The sequence below is a fragment of the Brevundimonas sp. genome (assembly GCF_036659295.1).
In the GTDB taxonomy this organism is placed as follows: domain Bacteria; phylum Pseudomonadota; class Alphaproteobacteria; order Caulobacterales; family Caulobacteraceae; genus Brevundimonas.
The window spans coordinates 3258-23870 of the sequence record NZ_JAVXCU010000014.1 but is presented as its reverse complement, the minus strand read 5'-3'; the positions used below and the strand labels follow the sequence as shown (position 1 = coordinate 23870).

The following is a 20613-nucleotide window of genomic DNA, read 5'->3' as shown; positions in this document are numbered from 1 at the left end:
GTTTAGCCCTTCAGCACGATGCCGTCGGGGCGGGCTTCGAAGGCGGAAAGACGGCCAAGGAAGCTCATACCCAGAAGCGGTGCGGGCAGGTCGCGGTCAACAACCACAGCATCGACATTCTTCATTTGCACACCGGCGATGGCGATATCGCGCAGCACGATCGGGGCTGCTCTGACGGGACCGGCGGCGGTGGTCAGGATTTGAGAGAAGTCGCTGTCGTGCGGGATGACGCCCAGTTTGCGGGCATCGTGGCGGCTGAGGGTTACAAGGCTGGCACCGGTATCGACCAGCATGCGCATGGACTGGCCCTCGATGGCAGCTTCGGCCCAATAGTGACCATCGGCGGCCCGCAGCACGGCGGGAGCCGCCATCGGGGTGAGGGCCGATGTACGCAGGGCGACGGGGCTTTGCGGCTCGGCGCTATAGGCCAGATGCAGAGCACCGACACAGGCCAGCGACGTGGCAACTGCGGTGACAAAGATTATTATTGAGCGCGTATCGAAGCGGATCATGGGGTGATCCTGCCATCAGCGGGTTCTTATGGTGTGAACCGACGTGGCGAACAAAAGGTTTACGCGGGAACCTTGTTCTTAGCGCAGTTTCGGATCGATGCGTTCAATGCGCGAGGGCAGTTCCAGCATCAGTTGCTGGCGGCGCTGTTCGCCCATTCTGCTCCATTCGGCGATCTCGCCCAGGGTGCGGTAACAACCCAGACATAGGCCGGATGCGCCATCCACAGTGCAGACCATAATACAGGGGCTGGCCATCGGGGGCGTGGAGATCGGGCGAGGCGGGGCAGGGCGTTGATCGGTCATGCTCTTGGGTATGTTGAACTGCTTTTGTGACAGCGATACGACAGATATTCCGGACTCAGACGATAAATATTGACTTTTTACGCCTATGGTCTATATCCAAGGCATTGACACGAACTGACTTCACAGGGTGAGAGTCCCAAAAAGCAAGCGTGTTTTCTTTCTCGTTCAACTGAAAGGAAACGCTATGAACGACAAGAACCGTAAGCTCCAACACGCCATGATGTCCTTTGCCTTGTTTGGCGGCATGCTGGTAAATACAAAGAATGTGAATGGCGCAGGCGATCGCGCGATCAGCCATCCCGCCAACTTTGTACCCATCAAACTCAATAAGGCGCGCGCGTAGTCGCGAGACCTGTTGAAGTTTAAATATCGAACCCCGGTCAGAAAGACCGGGGTTTTTGTATTTTTGGGCCCGTTGTCTTGCGCCTTGTCTTGCACCGGGGCGGGGCGTGGGTGAAACACGGCGCAGTTATCGCAGCAAACCGGAGCTCCCATGGCCCTGATTACCGAGACGCGTGAAGGCTCTGTCCTTATCTGGACCCTTAGCCGCCCCGAGCGACTGAATGCGCTGCCGGACATGAGCGACGGGGACGAGGTGGCCAGTGCGTGCGAACGCGCCAATGCCGACCCCGGCGTGTCCTGCGTCGTGCTGACCGGCGAAGGGCGGGCGTTTTCGGCCGGTGGCGATCTGCGGGCCATGCAGGAACGCCGCGATCTTTTCGAGGGATCTGGGGCGGCGATCCGCGAACGCTATCGCCGTATTGTCCATCGCATTGTGCGGGCATTGTATGGGCTGGAAGTGCCGCTGATTACGGCGGTGAACGGTCCGGCCATGGGGCTGGGGTGTGACATTGCGGGATTGGGCGATATCCGCATTGCGTCGGAGCGGGCCAGCTTCGGTATTCCGTTTATGAAGCTGGGTATTATTCCGGGCGATGGCGGATCGTGGCTGTTGCCGCGCAATATCGGCTATAATCGCGCCGCCGAAATGTTGTTCACGGCGCGCTCGATCGATGCGGAAACAGCCGACAACTGGGGTCTGGTCAATCGCGTGGTGCCACACGAGACGCTGATGGACGAGGCTATGGTGACGGCCCGCCAGATCGCTGCCCAGCCGGTACAGGCGGTGCGTATGGGCAAGACGCTGTTGCGTCAGGGGCGCGATACCAATTTCGACCAGATGCTGGAAATGAGCGCCGCCATGCAGGCGCTGGCCCATCTGACCGAAGACCATATCGAGGGTGTGACCGCGGTACTGGAAAAGCGCCCAGCGGTGTTCTGGGGCCAATAGGCACAGGTATCGAACAAAGAAAAAGGCCCGCCGGTTTGGCGGGCCTTTTGATTTTGTGGCGTAGCCTTAGCGGCGGGCCGGTGTTTGCATGGCGCGGTTGGCAGGGACGCCGACAGTGGGCTCGCGCTTGGCCCCCGGGGTTTCGCCGGGCTTCATGAACTTCACCAGTACGCGCTGGCCGATCAGCAGCGGCGCATCCCCGACGTCTACGACGACTTCAACCACGCGCTCGTCAGTGCGTTGCGACGGATCGTCCGAAGCCAGTTTACGGGCACCGAATACGGCGGCGCGGCGCAGAACCTTGCCGACATAGACCTTGGACGGGTCGCTTTCCGGTGTCACCTCGACCTGTTGGCCGGTGGTAACATTGGGGATGTCGGCTTCGACGATCTCGGCACGAGCGATACGCGGGGCCTTGGGTTCCAGATCGAACATGTTCGACACGTTCAGGGTCGAGGCACCGGCACCCGGATTGGCATAGCGGCGCACGATGCGCCCATCGGCGGGGGCACGGATGACGGTCATTTCGACATTATAGGCGGCCTGATCGCGGCGGGCGCGGGCCGTTTCCACGCTGGCCTGTTGCGAGCCCAGACGGGCGCGGGCCGAGGCCACATCGTCGCGGGCCTTGTCGAGACGCTGGGCGGCGACGAAATTGGTCGCGGCCAGTTGCTGCATGCGGGCCAATTCACGCTCGGCGGCGCTGATATCGACCTGAATCTGGCGTAGCTGGCTCTCGGCAGCGTTCAGATCGGCATTGGCGGTTTGCAGTTGCAGGCGCGGCTCGTCGTCTTCCTGACGGGCCAGGATTTGACCGGAAGTGACCATGTCGCCTTCCTGCACCAGCACGTCGCGCACAACGCCGCCACGACGGGCCGCGATCTGGATGATGCCGCCTTCCACGTCGATCTTGCCATTGGCGATGGCGGCATAGGGGCTTTCGACCTTAACCGCACCCTGTTTGGCCTCTTCGGCCTTCTTGGCCTTGGCGCTGCTGAACATCGTAAATCCGATGAAGGCCAGCACAACGAGGACCAAACCGATCCAGAGCCATTTGTTCTTCAGAAAGGCGGGCATTTCAAAGGGTTCCAGACATTAAGGTCAGTGTGAAGCCAAGGCGGAGTTTAGGAGCGCTTCGGGATTGGGTGTGCGACGCTGGTCATCGATGATGACCCCGTCCTCGATATGGATGACGCGGTCGGCCCATGCCTCGAGGCGCGGGTCGTGGGTCACACAGATGACGGCGGCACCGTGTTCGGTGGCGGCGCGACGTAAAAGGCGGATGACCACCTGACCGTTCTCGCCATCCAGTGCCGAGGTCGGTTCGTCCGCGAACAGAATCTGCGGGTCCTTGGCCAAGGCGCGGGCAATGGCGACACGTTGTTTCTCGCCGCCCGACAGAGCGGCAGGACGCTGGTGCAGGCGATGGCCGAGGCCCACCTCTTCCAGAGCCAGCTTGGCGCGGGCCTTGGCGGCATCGGGGGACAGGCCCTGATATTTCAGGACGGTGGTGACCTGTTGCAAGGCGCTGAGCGACGGGAACAGGTTGAAGCCCTGAAAGATGAAGCCGCAATGATCGAGGCGGAACTTGTCGATCTTGCCCGAAGAAAGCTTCCATAGGCTGGGCTGGTCCAGTGCGGCGACAATACCTTCATCGGGGCGCAGCAGGCCCGACAGGGCGGCGATCAGGGTGGACTTACCCGAACCGGACGGCCCCATGACCATGGTCAGATCGCCGTGTCGGGCGTTGAAATCGACATTCTTGAGAACCTCGACATAGCCGCGACCGGATTTGAAGCGTTTGACGATGCCTTTGGCCTCGATGGCGGCGTCGCCGTGTTTTCCGTGAGCTTTGGTAATCATCGCAACAGGTCCGCCGGTTGGCTCTTTTTCAGGATGCCCATCGAGAGGAAGCCCGACAGCATGGAGATGGCGATCAGGCCACCGCCGACGACGATCAGCAGCAGAGGCGGCATGGCGATAATGACCGCGTTGGACAGGGCCAGCAGCGATAGGAGCCACGTCAACAGAATGGCGGCGCCAACGCCGACCAGACCCACCCAGAAGCTCAGCTCCATCACGATACGGCGCAGCGAGCCCATGCCGACACCGAGAGCCCGCAGCGAAGCGAACTCCTTGATATTGGCCATGATCGCACCGCGCAGGGTCTGCCACGTAATGGCGACACCGATAATGATGCCCAGCACCACGCAACCGCCGATGATGATGACCAGAATGCCTTCTTCGAACATGGCACCGGCATTGGCGTCGGCCAGTTCCTGACGGGTCCAGGCTTTCCACTGGCCCTTGCCGATTTCATTCAGTTGGGCGGCGACGATCGTGGCTTGCGAAGAATCGCGCAGCTTGACCATCAGCGGGCCGACACGCGGGCCGGTATCGGCCTGACCCACCATGCGCAAGGTGTCGCGTGACATGACCACACCGGGCTGCATCATGTTGGGATAGCCGCGGGTTACGCCGACAATAGTGACCGTCTGGCCGTTATACAGGGCCTTGTCGCCCAGCTTGACGCCGAGCGTTTTCAGCGCCGTTTCGTCAACCGCGACGGTAAAAGGCTGACGCAGGGCGTCGACCAGTTCGCGCGAATAGTCGGTGGGGATGGTGACCGAGCCGGGCGTGGTATCGATGATGCTGGACTGGACGAATTTCTGACGCGGGGCACCTTGTTTGGCGCGGTCGGCCTGACTGCGTGTCGGATCGACTTCCTTGATCGACTGGAAGGTCCCACCGGCACCATCCAGAGGTTGAACCTCGACGACAGCAGGGTGGTTATAGGCCAGCGGAATAAAGCGGCGAGGCACACCGGAGGGGCCGCCGATCAGGCTCTTGGCACCCGGCTGCATGATGATGATATCGGCGCTGGAGCGTTCGATAGCGGCGGTAAAACCTTTACCGATACCAATGAAGACGCCCGTCATGGCGAGCACCAGCAGACCCGACAGGGCCAGAGCCATAACGGCGGCCATATATCTGCGCCACTCGAAGAGCAGCGTGGACAGCGCAAGCGACATGTGTGGAACGACCCTCGTAATATAAGGATGTTCTGGAGGCAGTCTGGGGCAAGGCCAAGTTAAATCGGGGTAAGACTGTGACTTTCCTCGGGCACGGCTTGGGATTATGGCTGTGCGCGGAGACCACCCACTGTGGTGGCAGGATTTTTCGAAGAGGGGGAGGGCGTGGTGCTTTCTCCGTGTTTCGAAGGGAGCCTTTATGTCGCTTCGTCGTATGATGAGTTTCTCGGCCTCGCTGGCCGTACTGGGTATGGCCACTGCCATTGCCAGCATTCCGGCCGGTAATGCCCGTGCTGAAGAAGGTATGTGGACCTTCGACAATTTCCCGATTCAGGCCGTCAACACGACCTATGGCACCCGTCTGGACCAGAAGTGGCTGGACAGCGTGCGTGAGTCGGCTGTGCGCCTGCAGGGCTGCTCGGCCTCGTTCGTATCGGGTGAAGGTCTGATCCTGACCAACCATCACTGTGTGGTGTCGTGCATTCAGGATCTGTCGACCGCACAAAACGACTATGTGAAAAATGGCTGGGTCACGGCCAATCGCGAAGAAGAAAAGACCTGCCCGGGCCAGACCGCAGAAGTCCTGACCGAAATCGTGGACGTGACGGATCGTGTACTGGGTGCAGGTGCCGGTCTTGAGGGCGGTGCCTTTGTGCGTGCCCGCTCGAGCGAGATTGAAAAGATCCAGAAAGAAGCTTGCGGCGACGACGCCAAGCGCACCTGCCAAGTGATCAGCTTCTATCGCGGTGGTCAGTACAAGCTCTACAAGTTCAAGAAGTATGACGACGTCCGTCTGGTGTTCGCACCGGAGTTCCAAGCTGCCTTCTTCGGTGGTGATCCGGACAATTTCAACTTCCCGCGTTATGCCCTCGATGCGGCCTTCCTGCGCGCATATGAAGACGGCAAGCCCGTCACCTCGCCGGTGCACCTGAAATGGAATGCCGATGCGCCGAAGGAAGGCGAAGCCGTCTTCGTCGCCGGTAACCCCGGTACGACCCAGCGTCTGCTGACTGTTTCGCAACTGTCGCAACTGCGTGACCAGCAATTGCCGGTGACGCTGATCCAGTCGTCGGAACTGCGTGGCCGTTTGACCGAGTATGCGACCACTTCGGAAGAAGCGCGCCGCGTTTCGGTTGACCCGATCTTTGGTCTGGAGAACAGCTTCAAGGTCTTCTACGGTCAGGTGGGCGCTCTGACCGATCCGGCCTTCTTCGGCAAGAAGGTGGCTGAAGAAACCGAATTGCGCGAGCGCGTAGCGGCTGATCCGGCCCTGCTGGAGCGTATTGGCAATCCGTGGGCCGATATGGATGCTGTGGTTGCGACCCAGCGTCGTCTGTACCTGCCGTACCGCCAGCTGGAAGCCGCGGCCGGTCAGCGTTCGTCGCTGTACTCGTATGCCCGTTCGATCGTGCGTGCTTCCAAGGAACGCGCCAAGGCTGCCGATCAGCGTCGCGCCGGTTACTCGGACGCCGACATCGCGGCTATGGGCCGTCGTCTGTCCACCGAAGTGCCGGTGGCCAATGATGTCGAGCGTATCGCGCTCAGCTTCTGGCTGACCAAGACCCGCGAATACCTGACTGCCGACCACCCGCAGGTAAAGGCCCTGATCGGTGCCGAAAACCCCGAGGAACTGGCTGGCCGTCTGGTTGAAGGCACCCGTCTGGCCGATCCGGCCTTCCGTGCTCAGGCTCTGGCTATGACGCCGGAACAGATCGCAGCTTCGGACGATGCCCTGCTGAAGTTCGTGCTGGCCAATGACGATGCGGCGCAAGCTGTTCGCGCCCAGTACGAAGCCGAGGTTTCGGCCCCGTCCTCGCGCGCGGCCGAAAAGATCGCACAGGCACGCTTCGCGGTTTACGGCACCAACCTGTATCCAGATGCGACCTTCTCGCTACGCCTATCGTACGGCGCGGTGAAGGGCTGGACCGAGGGTGACAAGACCATCACCCCGTTCACCAATATCGGTGGCCTCTACGAGCGTCAGACTGGTGCATCGCCTTATGATGCTTCGGAGCGTTTCATGGCGGCGCGTGACCGCGTGAACAATGATGCTGTTTATAACTTCGTTTCGACCAACGACATCATTGGCGGCAACTCCGGTTCGCCGGTGATCAATGCCAAGGGTGAAGTGATTGGTGCCGCCTTTGACGGCAACATCCACTCGCTGGGCGGCAGCTTCGGCTATGACGGCGAACTGAACCGTACGGTTACGGTTTCGACCTCGGCCATCACCGAAGCTCTGCGCAACGTTTACAACCAACCGCACCTGCTGCGTGAACTGGGTGTGCGCCGCTAAGCGCACAGATCATTCACAATGATGCGGAGGGGGTTGCCATTGGCAGCCCCCTCTTGTCTTTTCAGCGCAATTCACGAGGGACCACCTTCATGCGCCATTTTGCATTCTTCGCTTCCGCCGCTGTTCTCGCCTTTGCAGCCTCGGTTACTCCCGCCGCTGCCGAAGAAGGCATGTGGACCTATGACAACTTCCCCATTGCGCGGGCCAACCAGACGCTGGGCACCCAGATTGACCAGGGCTTCCTTGACCGTCTGCGCCTGTCGTCGGTGAAATTTGGCGGTTGCTCGGCCGGTCTGATTTCGGGCGAAGGCCTGATCATGACCAATAACCACTGCGTTGCGACCTGTGTGGCCAACCTGTCCACGCCGCAACTCCAGTATGCCGAGACGGGCTTCCTGCCGAAGAGCCGCGAGGAAGAGCTGAAATGCCAAGGCGCGACGGCGGAAATCCTGACCGATATTTCGGACGTCACCGATCGCATCAGCAAGGCCGCCGAAGGTCTTGAGGGGCAGGCCTTTACGCGGGCCAGGGAAGCCGAAGCCGGTCGCATCGAGCTTGAAACCTGTGGCACCGACAAGACGATCCGTTGTCAGGTGGTCAGCCTGTATCGCGGTGGCCAGTTCAAGCTCTACAAGTTCCGCAAATATGACGATGTCCGTCTGGCATGGGCACCGGAAGACCGCGCGGCCACGTTTGGTGGTGACCTCGACAACTTCTCCTTCCCGCGCTTTGCCATCGATGCGGCCTTTATCCGCGTCTACGAAGACGGCAAGCCAGCGCAGACTCCGACCCATTTCACATGGAATGCCGACAAGCCGACCGAGGGCGAGCCTGTCTTCCTGTCGGGTAATCCCGGTTCGACCCAGCGTCTGCTGACGCAGGCCCAGTTGATGACCATTCGTGATGTGGTTCTGCCAATGGACCAGTTGATCGCGTCTGAACTGCGCGGTCGTCTGATCCGCTATTCGGAAGAGGGTGAGGAGCAAGCCTTCATCGCCATGGATCCGATCGTGGGTGTCGAGAATACCTATAAGCGCGGTGTGGGCCGTATGCGCGCCCTGACCGACGCAGACTTCATGGATCGACTGGCGGGGCAGGAAACAGTCTTCCGTCGCAGTGTCGCCGAGAACGAGGTGCTTTCGGCACAGGTCGGCGATCCGTGGGCCAATCTGGCCGCTGTCCAGTCGGACGCCCGCGAGCTTTATGCCCCGATGGCGTTGCTGGAAGGCGGAACCGGCATGGGCACGACATCGGTGGCCGGTGGTTCCAACCTGTTCGGCTATGCCAAAACGCTCGTGCGCGGCGCTCAGGAGCGGGCCAAGCCGTCGGACCAGCGTATGGCCGAATATTCGGACAGCCGTCTGTCGGGCGTCGAGGCCCGTCTGTTTGCCGAACGTCCGACCTATCCGGAACTGGAGCAGATCCGTCTGGAATGGTGGCTGTCCAAGACCCGTGAATGGCTGACCGTCGACAGCCCCTACGTCCGCACCCTGCTGGGCAAGGAAAGCCCCGAGGCCCTGTCGGCCCGTCTGATCGCAGGCTCGAAACTGGCCGATCCGGCGGTGCGTCGTGCGCTGTGGGAAGGCGGTCTGGCGGCCATTCAGGCGTCCGATGACCCGATGATCCAGTACGCGCTGCGTATCGACGCCGATTCGCGTGCTGTGCGCACCGACTGGGAAAACAAGGTCGATGGTCCGACCAGCAAGGCGTCAGAGCAATTGTCGGCGGCTCGTTTTGCCGTCTATGGCGACACCGTCTATCCGGATGCTACCGGCACGCTGCGCCTGACCTATGGCAAGGTTGAAGGCTCTGATGTACCGGGCCAGCGCTTTGGCGCTTTCACCACTTTTGCGGGTCTGTGGGACCGTGCCACGGGTGCCGAGCCGTTCGTGCTGACGCCGGGCCTGCAAGCCGCGCGTGACCGGATCGACCCCAATACGGTGATGAACATGGCTGTCTCGACGGACACCATCGGTGGTTCTTCGGGATCGCCGGTGTTGAATGCCAAGGGCGAGATCATCGGGGCGAACTTCGACTCGACCGTTCTTAGCCAGCGTAACGCCTATGGCTATGACATCCGCACCAATCGCAGCGTGATCGTAACGACCCAAGCGGTCACGACAGCTCTGCGCGATGTCTATGGTCTGGACCATCTGCTGGTTGAGCTGGGCGTGAAATAAGGAAACGGCCTGTGGCAGAGATTACGTTTCGCACGGCCACCATGGCCGATATCGAAATCCTGCATGCCTTGGTTGAAAGCGCCTATCGCGGCGCTTCGGCCAAGGCGGGCTGGACGCATGAGGCCGACCTTCTGGACGGCCAGCGCACCGATGCTGCCGAACTCTCGGACATCATCAACGACAAGGAACAGACGATTACGCTGGCCTTTGACGGTGATGATCTAGCCGGTTGTGTGAATGTATCCAACAAGGGCGAGGGCCGTGCCTATCTGGGCATGCTGACGGTTGATCCGCAACGTCAGGCAGGCGGTCTGGGCCGTCGCCTGATCGAGGCGGCTGAGCAGGGCGCTGTGAGCGTTTTTGGTGCGGGTGTGATGGAGATGACTGTCATCGCCCAGCGCAAGGAACTGATCGCCTATTACGAGCGTCGGGGCTATGGGCTGACGCCGGAGACGCGGCCTTTCCCGTTGCATGATCCCCGCTTTGGCGACGCCAGGCGCGATGACCTTTATTTCGTGGTCATGGAGAAGGCGCTGGGCTGAAGCCCTAGCCTGAACGGGCATTAAAAAAGGCGCTGGTGATAAACCAGCGCCTTTTGTTTTGCGTGTCGCAAGAGCGGATTACAGGTCCTGCATCTGCTTCTTGGCGGCCGAGAAATACTGCCATCCGGTCCACAGGGTGGCGATGGCGGCCAGCCAGATCAGCACGTCGGCGAACAGCTGGAAGTGCGACAGGTAGTCGAAGGGCAGGCCAAAACCATCCCAGTTGCGCGCGAACAGTTGGCAACCCAGTGCGACCATTTGCAGGGTCGTCTTCCACTTGGCAGCCAGCGTGACCGGCAGGGTGATACGGCCAGCCATGGTTTCGCGCAGTGCCGAGACAGCGAACTCGCGGAACAGGATCAGGCCGCACGGAATGATGATCTGTTGCACTGTGCCGGAAGTCAGCACGCCGAGAATAGCGCCGGTGACCAGAATCTTGTCGGCGATCGGGTCAAGGATAGCACCCCAGCGGGTGGTCGCATTCCAGCGACGCGCCAGATAGCCGTCGATCCAGTCGGTCGAGGCCGCGATGACGAATATCCAGAAGCCGATGCGATACATGGCGAATTGGTCGTCGGGGCTCAGCGTAGCCGAGATCAGCGGCCAGCCGCTGGTGGCACCGGCCAGCAGCAGGAACATCACCACACCAGCGGCCAGTCGAATACCGGTCAGGATGTTGGGAATAGGATTGGGCTTGTGGGCAGTCGCCATAACGTCTTCCGTAAATGAGCCACAAGATGTGCCACGCTTTGCGAACAGAAGCGAGGGCGGGTAAACGAGGCTTGAAGCTTAAGCCTATTCCAGCGGCTCGAAGCGGGGGGCGTCACCTGCGCGGGTCAGCTTGCCGTCGGCGATACCGAAATGCAGACCAACCAGTTGCAGATCGCCACGGGCTTCCTTGTCGGCAATCCAGGGGAAGGTGCGCAGATTGTCCAGCGACAGGCGCACAATGGCTTCTTCGGCGACACGTTCGGCCTGATCGGCAGGCCATTCCTCACAGACGCGGCGGACGGTAGGTACACCCTGTTCTACCCACGGTAGAACGAAGTCGCGGCAGTTGTCCGGAGTGCCCTTGATCATGGCATTGACGCCGCCGCAACCGGCATGGCCCATGACGACGATCTGTTTGACGCCCAGAACATTGACGCCGAATTCGAGCGCCGCCGAAACACCGTGCAGCTTGCCGTCCGGCTGGTACGGCGGCACCAGATTGGCGACGTTGCGCACGACGAAAAGCTCGCCGGGGGCTGTGTCGAAAATCAGGGCTGGGTCGGCGCGGCTGTCGGAGCAGGCGACGATCAGGGTGTGTGGCTTCTGGCCCTTAGCCAGCAACTCGTATTCAGCTTTCTCCGAGGGCCAACGGTCCTCACGGAAGCGGCGATAACCTTGGGTGAGCTTGGTAATCATGATGCGGTTCCTTGCCGCAGGGGCAGGGGCTCTGCAACCGGAAACATAACCGTGCGATAAAAAACCGGAAACCTAGCGTGCGAAGAAGGCGTGGATTCTCTCGGCCAAAGCGAGGTTGATCCCGTCAATCTTGGCCAGGTCTTGTATCGAGGCGCGAGACACGGCCTTGGCCGAGCCAAAGGCATGGAGCAGAGCCTTTTTACGGGTCGGGCCAACGCCTTCGATTTCGTCCAGCGGGTTCTTCTTGATGTCCATAGAGCGGCGCTTGGCATGGGCACCATTGGCAAAGCGGTGGGCCTCGTCACGCAGGCGCTGGATATAGTACAGGGCGGGCGACTTCAGCGGCAACATGAAGGGCGGCTTGCCCCGCATGAAGAAATGCTCCTTGCCTGCGTCACGGTCCGGTCCCTTGGCCACGCCGACTGCGGTGATGTCGTCCAGACCCAGTTCGTCCAGAATGGCCAAGACCTCGGCCAACTGGCCTGCGCCACCGTCGATCAGCAAGAGATCGGGGCGTTCGACCTGTTCGCCCGCATCCTCGTCCTTCACCAACTTGCCAAAGCGGCGGCGCATGACCTCGCGCATCATGCCGTAGTCGTCACCAGGCGTTAGTTCGTCATCGCGGATGTTGAATTTGCGGTACTGGTTTTTGCGGAACCCTTCGGGGCCAGCCACCACCATGCCGCCCACAGCATTGGAGCCTTGAATATGGGCGTTGTCGTAGATTTCGATCCGCTCGGGGCGGCTCTCCAGACCTAGCGCCTCTGTCATTTCATCGAGTATTTTCGACTGGGCCGAGTTTTCCGCCAGCTTGCGACCCAGAGCCTCGCGAGCATTGGTGACAGTCGTTTCGACGAGCGATTTTTTGTCGCCACGCTGGGGGCGAACGATCTCGACCTTATGGCCAGCCTTCATGGTGAAGGCTTCTTCCAGCAGTGTGTGTTCTAGCGGTATCGTATTGGTCAGGATCAGGCGCGGAACCGGTTTGTCCTCATAGAACTGGGCCATGAAGGCCGAGATAACGGCGGCCTCGTCATCGCTGCGATCGATGCGTGGGAAATAGGCGCGACCGCCCCAGTTCTGGCCCGCACGATAGAAGAAGACCTGCACACAGGCCTGACCGCCATCGACATGCACGGCCATGATATCGGCTTCTTCGATACCGTAGGCATGGACGCTGGATTCCATGGCGATGGCCGACATGGCGCGGATACGGTCACGCAGGCGAGCGGCGGTTTCGAACTCCATGTCATCTGATGCCTGCTGCATCTCGTCGGACAGGTGTTTGATGATGGCGCGCGACTTGCCGCGCAGGAAGTCGCCAGCCTCCTCGACCATAGTGTTGTAGTCTTCAAAGCTGATTTCGCCAGTACACGGTGCCGAGCAGCGTTTGATCTGGTGCAACATGCAGGGGCGGGTACGGCTCTCGAAAACCGCATCGGTACAGGTGCGCAAAAGGAAGGCTTTTTGCAGGGTAGTCAGGGTGTGGTTGACCGCCCATGTCGAGGCAAAGGGGCCGAAATAGTCACCCTTGATGGTGCGTGCGCCGCGATGTTTACGAACCTGGGCGGCGGGGTGGTCGCGCCGGATCAGAAGTTCTGCAAATGACTTGTCGTCGCGTAGCAGGACGTTGAAGCGCGGCTTCAGTCTTTTGATATAGCCCGCTTCCAACAGCAGGGCTTCGTTTTCGGATTGGGTGACGACCAGTTCCATACGGTGTGTCTGGCTGACCATCAGGCCAATGCGCTGGGTATGGAAGCGGCCTTGTGCGTACTGGATGATCCGTTTCTTTAGTGACTTGGCCTTGCCGACATACAGGCACGATCCGTCCTCGCCATACATGCGATAGACGCCCGGTTTGTCCGGTGCGCGGCGCGCTTCGTCGGCGATTAGGGCTGCGGCTTGCAGGGGGAGGGGGGCGTCGGTGGATTCGGTCATTCGGGTCTGAATATAGGGTCAGCCGCGCCGGACCAGAAGCATGCCGCCGATAACCAGTACGATTCCGGCTATGCGGGTCAGGCTGATGGGATGGGGTTGGGTGCCCAGCGCCCCGAAATGATCGAGGATGACGCCCATGACCATCTGGCCCGTAATCGCCAGAACAAGCGTGGTGGCTACTCCCAGTTTGGGAACGCCCCAGGCCAGCGCGGATACCAGAAGGCAGCCATACAGTCCGCCCAGCCAACCCCACCACGGCAGGGCGCGAAGGGCCTGTGTGTCAGGGCGGGCTTGTAGAAACAGGACGACAAGTCCAAGGGCCACTGTGCCAACGGCAAAGGAAACAAAGGCGGCATTGATGGTAGAGCCCGCCGCCAGTGCCAGACGGGCATTGGTCGGTCCCTGAAAGGCGGTCGCGGCCCCTGCGAGTACCAGCAAAAGCATGATGAAAAATGCCGGTTGGGCCATGGACTTTACCATTCGGGAGTAGCGACCTTCTGGCCCAGATATTCGAGGATGCGGTGGCGACTGGCCGGTGTGATGTCGTCCGGTAGAGCGTCGGGGGCGAACCAGCTGATTTCGGCAATCTCGCCATGGCTGGTGCGTTCGGTCATTTCAAACCGGTCGATGTGAAAGACGACCACATGGTCGCCGGGAAAGAAGCGCTCGTTGGAATGGATGGAGACAAGGCGCGGTTCCGAAATGGCTATCAGACCTGCTTCTTCGCGCACTTCGCGTATGGCGGCGGCATGGGTGGTTTCGCCCTTGTCCACACCGCCCCCCGGCAACCACCAGCCATGCAGATAAGTGTGTTTGACCAGCAGGATACGCCCCCGCTCATCGGTGGCAATCACACGCACGCCCAGTGTCATGCCACGGCTCAACCGTGACCAGATAAAGAACAGCGGACGGGTGAAAGGCTCGATGCGGGTGCGCCATTGGGTCATGGAATGACGATAGGCTGTGGACGGGTGGCTTGAATAGGGGCCGCAGTGCCTCTATTCGGAAGCGAACAGGGAGATTTCATCATGCTGGCCATCGCCATCATCTTTGCCTTTATCGCCGTTATTGCTGCTGTGAACTTCTACGAGTTCGGTAGCATTGACTAAGGCCGGTATGGAGGCTGGCGTCATGGACTGGCGAACGGCCTCCGACCATGTGCGGGTTTTCCTCAAGGATGTCGTGGTTGACCTTAGCGTCGGTCTGCATTTGTGGGAGCGTCATCCCGAGCGCCCGACGCGCCTGATTGTGAATGTCGAGATGTTCGCGTCCCTGCCGATGGCAGAGGGCGCTTTCATCAATTACGACCATGTGCGCCAGAAGATTCAAGGTTGGGCGGGGCGCGAGCACGTCGAGCTTTTGGAAACCCTGGCCGAGGAAGTTGCCGGCACCTGCTTCGAACTGCCGCTGGTGGAGGCCTGCCGCGTGCGTGTCGAGAAGCCGCAGGTGTTTAACGAGGCTTCGGGCGCGGGCGTCGAACTGTTCCGTCACAGGCCGCAGGCCTGATGGGCAAGGTTGTTCTGGTTACAGGCGCTGCAAGGCGCGTAGGGGCGGCTCTGGCCAAGGGGTTGGCGGCGGCAGGCTGGACGGTGGCTATCCACCATCGCGGCGGTGGCGCGGAGGCGCAGGCCTTGGCGGCCGGTATTCGTGATGCCGGAGGGCAAGCCGAAACCTTTTATGCCGATCTGGCCGAGAGGACGGAACGCGAGGGATTGATCCCTGCGGTGGTGACGCGGTTCGGGCGCATAGATGCCCTGATCAATAATGCTTCCATGTTCGAGTACGATACTCTGGACACCCTGAGCGACGATCTGTGGGAAGCCCATATTGCGGCCAATCTGACTGCGCCGGTGTTTCTGGTGCGTGACCTTGCCAAGGCCGTGAAGCAGCAGGGCGGTGAGGGGGCGGTGGTCAATATTCTCGATCACAAGCTGGTCGCGGCCAATCCGGACTTCCTGTCCTATACGGCGGGTAAGACGGGCTTGGGTGGACTGACGCAGGCGCTGGCTCTGGCGGTTGCGCCGCAGGTTCGCTTGAACGGGGTTTCACCCGGGCTGGTGCTGAGAAGCGGCGAACAGACGGACGCCGATTATGACAAGGCGTGGGTGGATACGCCGCTGGGGCGTGGCACCAGTCTGGAAGATATCGTCTCCAGCGTGCGTTTCCTTCTGGAGACGAAGGGCATTACCGGACAGGTTATCACCGTGGATGGTGGCGAGAGCCTGAAGCCGCGTGGTCGCGATATCTCGCTGGATCCGGCGCTGAAAGACTGAAGTACGCCTTTACTTTGCCGTGTCAGACGTGTTGATGCGCGAGCCTTTTGTTCTCCCTATATAGGCCCTGTTGGTCACCGAGTTTCTGAATGCCTGCTGTTCGTTTCACCCGCCGCTTTTCGATGGCGCACCGGCTGATTGCCGATGCGGCGTCCAAGTGTGCCGTGCCGCACGGGCATAACGAGTTTATCTCGGTGACGCTGGAGCCGCTGGCCGAGATCGATTTCGGTGGTGCCAACTATGCGGCCAGTTTCGAGCGTTTGAAGACGCGCTGGCACGGGTTTGTGGACCGCAGTCTGGATCATGCGTTCCAGTTGAATGCGACCGACCCCTTGCTGAACTATTTCAAAGACCATGAGCCGCAGCGCCTGAAACAGGTGCTGGTGGTGGATGGCGATCCGACGACCGAGGCGCTGGTCATCGCTCTGTGGCGCAAGATGGAAGCCATCATCGAATCCGAGGGCCTGCCGTTCCGGCTGGCGGAACTTGCGATTGAAGAGACGCCGACCAATACGGTTCTGGCGCGTGGTTTGACCGATGCCGAGCGGGCGTGGCCGTTGGCGGGATGGTGCGACCGTGCCGATAACAGCATTAATGACATTCTGCCGCCGGAGAGCTGGGCATGACAGTAACGGCTTTGCCGCTGGCGGAAGGCTTGCCGCGCCGTCAGGGGATGACGGTGCATGTGCGCGGTCTGGAAGTTCAGGCGGGTATCGGTGTCTATGCCCACGAGATGGGACGGCTTCAGCCTCTGGTTCTGGATGTGGAACTGGATCTGGGCGCGGCACCTGTGCGTGAACTGGCCGATACGCTGGATTATGACGGCGTAGCGCACATTGTGCGCTCACTGGCATCGAGCGGGCATATCGAGTTGGTCGAAACCTTTGCCGAACAGGTGGCGCTGGCGTGTCTAGAAGATATGCGGGTGCTGGCGGTACGGGTGAAGGTGGACAAGCCCGAAGCGATCGCCGGAGCGCAGGCTGCGGGCTGTACGGTGTCTTACGCACGTTAATTGCGACTTCCGTGATTGCTTGAGGGCAGGGTGCCGGTGCATGATCGGCGTCGAGTTTTTATCCTCCAGAGGCATTCAATGACCGAGTTCAGCCGCCGTGGCGCGATTGTGGATCGTATCGGACTGTCGGCGACCTATGCCTTGATCCTGCTGACCGTGCCGACATTCGGTGTGGCGGGCGTTGTGGGTCTGGCCAGTGTGTTGTGGGGGGAAGAGCAGGAAGATGCTCTGGGGCGCAGCCACCGCGAATATCAGAAGCGGACGCTGGTGATTGCTCTGGCGTCGATTGTGATCGGGGCGATCCTGATCGTGGTCAATGTCGGCGTGTTCGTGCTGTTTGCCATGTTGATCTGGACGCTGGTGCGCGGGATGCGCGGCTTGCGGGCTTTGCAGCATGGGCAGGTGATCGCCAATCCGCGGGGCTGGCTGTAGCAGAGAAGGCAGGCTGATGGATCTGAGAGACGTCGTTTCCGAGCATCGCTACGAGCAGGATTTTGCCGATGGCGAGGGGCAGGTTCGCATCGTGTTCGCCGATTATGCGGTGCGCGGCGATACGCGGGTTTTGCTGCATGTCGAGGCTGATCCGGCGCTGCGCGGGACCGGCGCGTCGGGTCGGTTCATGCAGGCACTGGCCGAGCATGCGCGGGCGCAGGGGCTGAAGCTATATCCGCAGTGCGGCTATGCGCGGACGTGGCTCCAGCGGCATCCCGAATATCGGGATGTGAGCTCTTTTTAGTTGGCCCTAACGCTCGCCGCGCATTTTTAGTGGCCCGCGGTCGTCGGCCCTGCGGGACCTCCCGACCCGACGCGGGCTGAGCCGCCTTTGGCGGCAGCCCTCAAGGCGCGAGCCGCCGCGCGGTGAGCGTTAGGGCACTTACTTAAACATGCGCCTTGGAGACGATGACCTTGATGGTTTCGGCTTTCGAGGGGAGTTCCTCGGTGAGGCGCGAGGCGATTTCGCGGGCACCGACGGGGTAGGCGTCGCCGCCCTCGGCGATTTCGCGGGCCAGTTTGGCGGCAACCATCAGGGCGTCTTCCAGTGCGGTGACCTGTTCCAGAGCCAGGGCGCGGGCTTCGGCCTGTAGGCGCTTGACGCGCTCTGCCGTGCTCTCGGGCGCGCGCATCAGGTCGTAAACTGCCGCATCGGGGGCGGTGACGAGACGCAGATTGGCGGTGCGGTCGGTGTCTTTGTCCGGTTCGGACATTGTACTGGTTCCCTGCTTGGAAAAAGCCTCTGTTTGGGTAGGTCGCAAGGAGTTAACTGCCGTTAAGTGCGGCGGTTCCGCTGTTGTTACGCTCTGGCCGATTTTAGACACATTTGCCGAACGGGGTGTGGTTATTTGCACACTCTTTATGCTTGGCCCGCGGTCAAAAGGCTCCGCCTTTTCGACCCGACGCGGGCGGTTTGCTTGGCCCGTGGTCGTCGGCCCTTCGGGACCTCCCGATCCGGCGCGGGCTGTTGAGTGGCCCTGTGGTTAGAAGGCTCCGCCTTCTCGATCCGACGCGGGCTGTTGGGTTGCCCTGTGGTTAGATGGTTTCGTCTATTCGAGCTGGCGTGGGGGTTATTTCGCGCTTTGCGGCCGCTGGGTTCCCCGATCAAGTCGGGGGATGACGGAGGGGTAAGGGGCCGTAGCCTTTAGCGTCGGCGATTTCGAAGAGGTGGTCGATGCGGCGGTGGAGTTCGCGGCGGAGGCGGCGTTCTTCGCGGGGGGTGATGTAGTCGGGGGAGGCGGGGTCTTGTTCGGGGGCGAGGGGTTTGGGGGGCTGGTTGGGTTTGGGGCGGGTCATTGAAGGTTCCTTTTTAAGCGGCTGAGGGGCGACCCCCACCCTGCCCTCCCCCAACAGGGGAGGGTTTTTGTGTGGCCCGCGTCGGGTCGGGAGGTCCCGAAGGGCCGACGAGCGCGGGCGAAGTAAAAATGAATTGGCTGCATCCACAGCACCTTCTGGCGTGTGGTTGGAGGGCAGGCGGGGCGCGCGGGCTTTGCCCGGCGTAGGTTTTGGTTCCGTTTCGGCAAAGGCACGCGCCCCGCGCGGACGGTTATTCACCAGCAACCAAGCCGCGTCGGGTCGGGAGGTCCCCGAAGGGGCCGACGAGCGCGGCTCGGCATAGACCAGGGCAGGCACCGCTGTTGGCGGTTACTCCCAGTGCCGGTGGCGGGCAGCGGACGCATGCGGCGTCCTGCTGGCACGGTCCGAGTTTCCACCTCGACCCTTGCCGGAGTTCTGTGCCCTTGTCTGTGGTGCTCGCCCCCTCCACCACTTCGTGGTCCCCCTCCCCCGCAAGCAGGGGAGGAGAGAGACGCGCCGCCGTTAGGCGGCTCAGCCCGCGTCGGGTCGAAAAGGCGGAGCCTTTTGACCGCGGGCCACTAAGAATGCGTCGGGATACACACGCGATAGCGCGGTTTCGTCCAACACATCTCGGTGGCCGTTTGGTCGAAGGCCCTTTGTTCTCTCGCCGTGCGGTTCAAGACTAAGGCTTTATCGCAAACTCCATCGGCTCCGTTCCTTCCGGCGGGGGTTGGTCCCCTTGTGGGGCCAAGCCTCAGCCGGAGGGGCGGACCCCGCTCCATCCACTCCCGTCACCGCAGGTCCGCAGGCCTTACGAGCCCTCCATGCGACGGGACGCGGGAAGGATGGCATGGGTGGAAGGTAGGGCGAGTTTAATGGTCCTTATTCGGTCGAAACAGGCGCGGCGCGGGATCGTACGTGTAAGTCAAAAAATTTTGATCATAGAATGCAAAAATCTCTAACAGTACTGCCGCGTGTCGCGCGTGCTGCACGGCCATGAGTTGCTTGATACATATATGAATAGTATTTCCCAAACTGGGTACTGGGATTATTCTTGTCTCTCATCACAAAAGATTCAAGTTCAATCAGTTTTTGTCTGAGTTTATTTTTGTCATTAATTTTGTCGAGATTGAAACAAATTTCCATCACGAGGGTAAAGAAATTCGACTTCCTAAACCACATTGAAGATGGCTCAAGATTTAAAGATTCAATCAGGTTAATAGAAGATTTTACTGTTGATACAGTGTTCTTTTTATCTTCGTATTCATTATTGTATTTTGCAATGTATCTTTCAACTTCTTTGTCTTGACCAAAATATCCATTATGTTCGAATGTTGACATAAACAACAGAATGAGATGGAGATCCGCCATCCTCGTAAATTCTGATTCTTTAAGGATGCCAAATTTTTCTAACTCAATTGAATTTAGTATCTTCTTGGCTGAGCTAATAAAGTGTCCATCGTAGACAGCATTGTGAACTTCAATGCTATCTAGGCTAAATTTAGTGAGGTTAATTCTTCGAAAGACTTCACGAGTCGTTTCTTCATCGATAGATCCAAGGTCTCTAACTACAATTTGGTATCCAAGGAAGGCCTTCTTTTGATCGTTCGACAACTTGTCGTAACTTGGAACTTTAAGGTTATTGCTATCAATACCAGAGATATAGTTTGATATAGTGGTCAGTCTTTGCTGTCCATCTATCACCAATCTAGTAGACTTAAATGTCTCTACATTCATCTCGCCCGTGCATACGTAAATTTCTGGAAATGGAAATCCTTTTATTATGGTCTCAATGAAGCTTGATTGGTGATCGGTGGTCCAAACAAACCTTCTTTGAAAGTCTGGTCTTAAAATTAGTTTATCGCTTTTAATATCGCTATATACATCAGCAATTGTAGGATTTGTTACACTGGGTTTTATTTGTTCGGCCATCATGCAGCTTTCGCGTTCAGTTGTTCTTTTACGGACAAGATACTGCTAAAAGTATAGTTTTCGAGATAATTATAATTCTTAAAAACACCAGCTGAAACTTGATAGTT

General features: G+C 59.8%; 23 protein-coding genes. 11 read left to right on the top strand and 12 right to left on the bottom strand.

Annotation, left to right across the window (positions count from 1 at the left end):
• Positions 1-2: 2 nt before the first annotated feature.
• Entirely contained in the window at positions 3-512 is a 510-nt protein-coding gene (locus RSB01_RS04565) for a TIGR02281 family clan AA aspartic protease (protein WP_332590348.1), read from the bottom strand.
• A 78-nt stretch (positions 513-590) separates the two neighbouring features.
• Positions 591-815, bottom strand: a complete 225-nt coding sequence (locus tag RSB01_RS04560) for a DUF1289 domain-containing protein (protein ID WP_332590349.1) — start codon at positions 813-815, stop codon at positions 591-593.
• Between the two features lie 184 nt (positions 816-999).
• On the opposite strand from RSB01_RS04560, the gene RSB01_RS04555 reads away from it, so the two are divergent.
• Positions 1000-1158, top strand: a complete 159-nt coding sequence (locus RSB01_RS04555) for a hypothetical protein (protein ID WP_332590350.1) — start codon at positions 1000-1002, stop codon at positions 1156-1158.
• Between the two features lie 150 nt (positions 1159-1308).
• A complete protein-coding gene (locus RSB01_RS04550; protein ID WP_332590351.1) occupies positions 1309-2106 on the top strand; it encodes a crotonase/enoyl-CoA hydratase family protein in 798 nt (265 codons plus the stop codon).
• A gap of 66 nt (positions 2107-2172) precedes the next feature.
• Here the strand turns inward: RSB01_RS04550 and RSB01_RS04545 are convergent, their stop codons facing one another.
• Genes RSB01_RS04545 through RSB01_RS04535 form a run of 3 tightly spaced genes read right to left on the bottom strand, consistent with a single transcriptional unit; the run spans position 2173 to position 5138 of the window.
• Positions 2173-3183: an efflux RND transporter periplasmic adaptor subunit gene (locus tag RSB01_RS04545; protein WP_332590352.1), complete on the bottom strand. Its 1011-nt coding sequence runs from the start codon at positions 3181-3183 to the stop codon at positions 2173-2175.
• A gap of 24 nt (positions 3184-3207) precedes the next feature.
• Positions 3208-3966 carry an ABC transporter ATP-binding protein gene (locus RSB01_RS04540; protein WP_332590359.1) on the bottom strand — a complete coding sequence of 253 codons (759 nt, stop codon included), beginning with the start codon at positions 3964-3966 and terminating at the stop codon, positions 3208-3210.
• A complete protein-coding gene (locus RSB01_RS04535; protein ID WP_332590353.1) occupies positions 3966-5138 on the bottom strand; it encodes an ABC transporter permease in 1173 nt (390 codons plus the stop codon). The genes RSB01_RS04540 and RSB01_RS04535 overlap by 1 nt, the downstream gene beginning before the upstream one ends.
• Positions 5139-5337: 199 nt before the next feature.
• On the opposite strand from RSB01_RS04535, the gene RSB01_RS04530 reads away from it, so the two are divergent.
• From RSB01_RS04530 to RSB01_RS04520, 3 genes are all read left to right on the top strand, one after another.
• Complete coding sequence (locus RSB01_RS04530; protein ID WP_332590354.1) at positions 5338-7434, top strand: S46 family peptidase; 2097 nt, start codon at positions 5338-5340, stop codon at positions 7432-7434.
• 89 nt (positions 7435-7523) lie between these two features.
• Positions 7524-9614 (top strand): S46 family peptidase, encoded by a 2091-nt coding sequence (locus RSB01_RS04525; protein WP_332625114.1) that lies wholly within the window; start codon positions 7524-7526, stop codon positions 9612-9614.
• Between the two features lie 11 nt (positions 9615-9625).
• The gene (locus RSB01_RS04520) at positions 9626-10156 is read left to right on the top strand and encodes a GNAT family N-acetyltransferase (protein WP_332590356.1); all 531 of its coding nucleotides are present in this window, start codon (positions 9626-9628) and stop codon (positions 10154-10156) included.
• A 78-nt stretch (positions 10157-10234) separates the two neighbouring features.
• On the opposite strand, the gene pgsA is transcribed toward RSB01_RS04520, so the two are convergent.
• The 5 genes from pgsA to RSB01_RS04495 all read right to left on the bottom strand — a co-directional run bounded on the left by pgsA (position 10235) and on the right by RSB01_RS04495 (position 14448).
• Complete coding sequence (pgsA, locus tag RSB01_RS04515) at positions 10235-10867, bottom strand: CDP-diacylglycerol--glycerol-3-phosphate 3-phosphatidyltransferase (protein WP_167174566.1); 633 nt, start codon at positions 10865-10867, stop codon at positions 10235-10237.
• Positions 10868-10951: 84 nt separating this feature from the next.
• A complete protein-coding gene (locus tag RSB01_RS04510; protein WP_332590357.1) occupies positions 10952-11563 on the bottom strand; it encodes a carbonic anhydrase in 612 nt (203 codons plus the stop codon).
• A 72-nt stretch (positions 11564-11635) separates the two neighbouring features.
• Positions 11636-13501, bottom strand: a complete 1866-nt coding sequence (gene uvrC, locus RSB01_RS04505; protein WP_332619655.1) for an excinuclease ABC subunit UvrC — start codon at positions 13499-13501, stop codon at positions 11636-11638.
• A gap of 18 nt (positions 13502-13519) precedes the next feature.
• The gene (locus RSB01_RS04500) at positions 13520-13969 is read right to left on the bottom strand and encodes a DMT family transporter (RefSeq protein ID WP_332592122.1); all 450 of its coding nucleotides are present in this window, start codon (positions 13967-13969) and stop codon (positions 13520-13522) included.
• Between the two features lie 5 nt (positions 13970-13974).
• The gene (locus tag RSB01_RS04495) at positions 13975-14448 is read right to left on the bottom strand and encodes an NUDIX domain-containing protein (RefSeq protein ID WP_332592123.1); all 474 of its coding nucleotides are present in this window, start codon (positions 14446-14448) and stop codon (positions 13975-13977) included.
• Between the two features lie 154 nt (positions 14449-14602).
• Between RSB01_RS04495 and RSB01_RS04490 the strand changes: the two genes are divergently transcribed.
• The 6 genes from RSB01_RS04490 to RSB01_RS04465 all read left to right on the top strand — a co-directional run bounded on the left by RSB01_RS04490 (position 14603) and on the right by RSB01_RS04465 (position 17522).
• Positions 14603-15007, top strand: a complete 405-nt coding sequence (locus RSB01_RS04490) for a dihydroneopterin aldolase (RefSeq protein WP_332592124.1) — start codon at positions 14603-14605, stop codon at positions 15005-15007.
• Positions 15007-15774: an SDR family NAD(P)-dependent oxidoreductase gene (locus RSB01_RS04485; protein WP_332592125.1), complete on the top strand. Its 768-nt coding sequence runs from the start codon at positions 15007-15009 to the stop codon at positions 15772-15774. The genes RSB01_RS04490 and RSB01_RS04485 overlap by 1 nt, the downstream gene beginning before the upstream one ends.
• Positions 15775-15863: 89 nt before the next feature.
• Positions 15864-16400, top strand: a complete 537-nt coding sequence (locus RSB01_RS04480; RefSeq protein WP_332619654.1) for a 6-carboxytetrahydropterin synthase — start codon at positions 15864-15866, stop codon at positions 16398-16400.
• Positions 16397-16786: a dihydroneopterin aldolase gene (gene folB / locus RSB01_RS04475; protein WP_332592033.1), complete on the top strand. Its 390-nt coding sequence runs from the start codon at positions 16397-16399 to the stop codon at positions 16784-16786. Before RSB01_RS04480 ends, folB begins: the two co-directional genes overlap by 4 nt.
• A 78-nt stretch (positions 16787-16864) precedes the next feature.
• On the top strand, positions 16865-17218 hold the full coding sequence (locus RSB01_RS04470) for a serine/threonine protein kinase (RefSeq protein WP_332592032.1): 354 nt from the start codon (positions 16865-16867) through the stop codon (positions 17216-17218).
• Between the two features lie 16 nt (positions 17219-17234).
• Positions 17235-17522 carry a GNAT family N-acetyltransferase gene (locus tag RSB01_RS04465; protein ID WP_312135039.1) on the top strand — a complete coding sequence of 96 codons (288 nt, stop codon included), beginning with the start codon at positions 17235-17237 and terminating at the stop codon, positions 17520-17522.
• 142 nt (positions 17523-17664) lie between these two features.
• On the opposite strand, the gene RSB01_RS04460 is transcribed toward RSB01_RS04465, so the two are convergent.
• Both RSB01_RS04460 and RSB01_RS04455 read right to left on the bottom strand, forming a co-directional pair.
• Positions 17665-17991, bottom strand: coding sequence for a hypothetical protein (locus RSB01_RS04460; RefSeq protein WP_167174537.1), 327 nt, complete (start codon positions 17989-17991; stop codon positions 17665-17667).
• Positions 17992-19513: 1522 nt separating this feature from the next.
• Positions 19514-20509, bottom strand: coding sequence for a DUF262 domain-containing protein (locus RSB01_RS04455; RefSeq protein ID WP_332619653.1), 996 nt, complete (start codon positions 20507-20509; stop codon positions 19514-19516).
• Between the last annotated feature and the right edge of the window lie 104 nt (positions 20510-20613).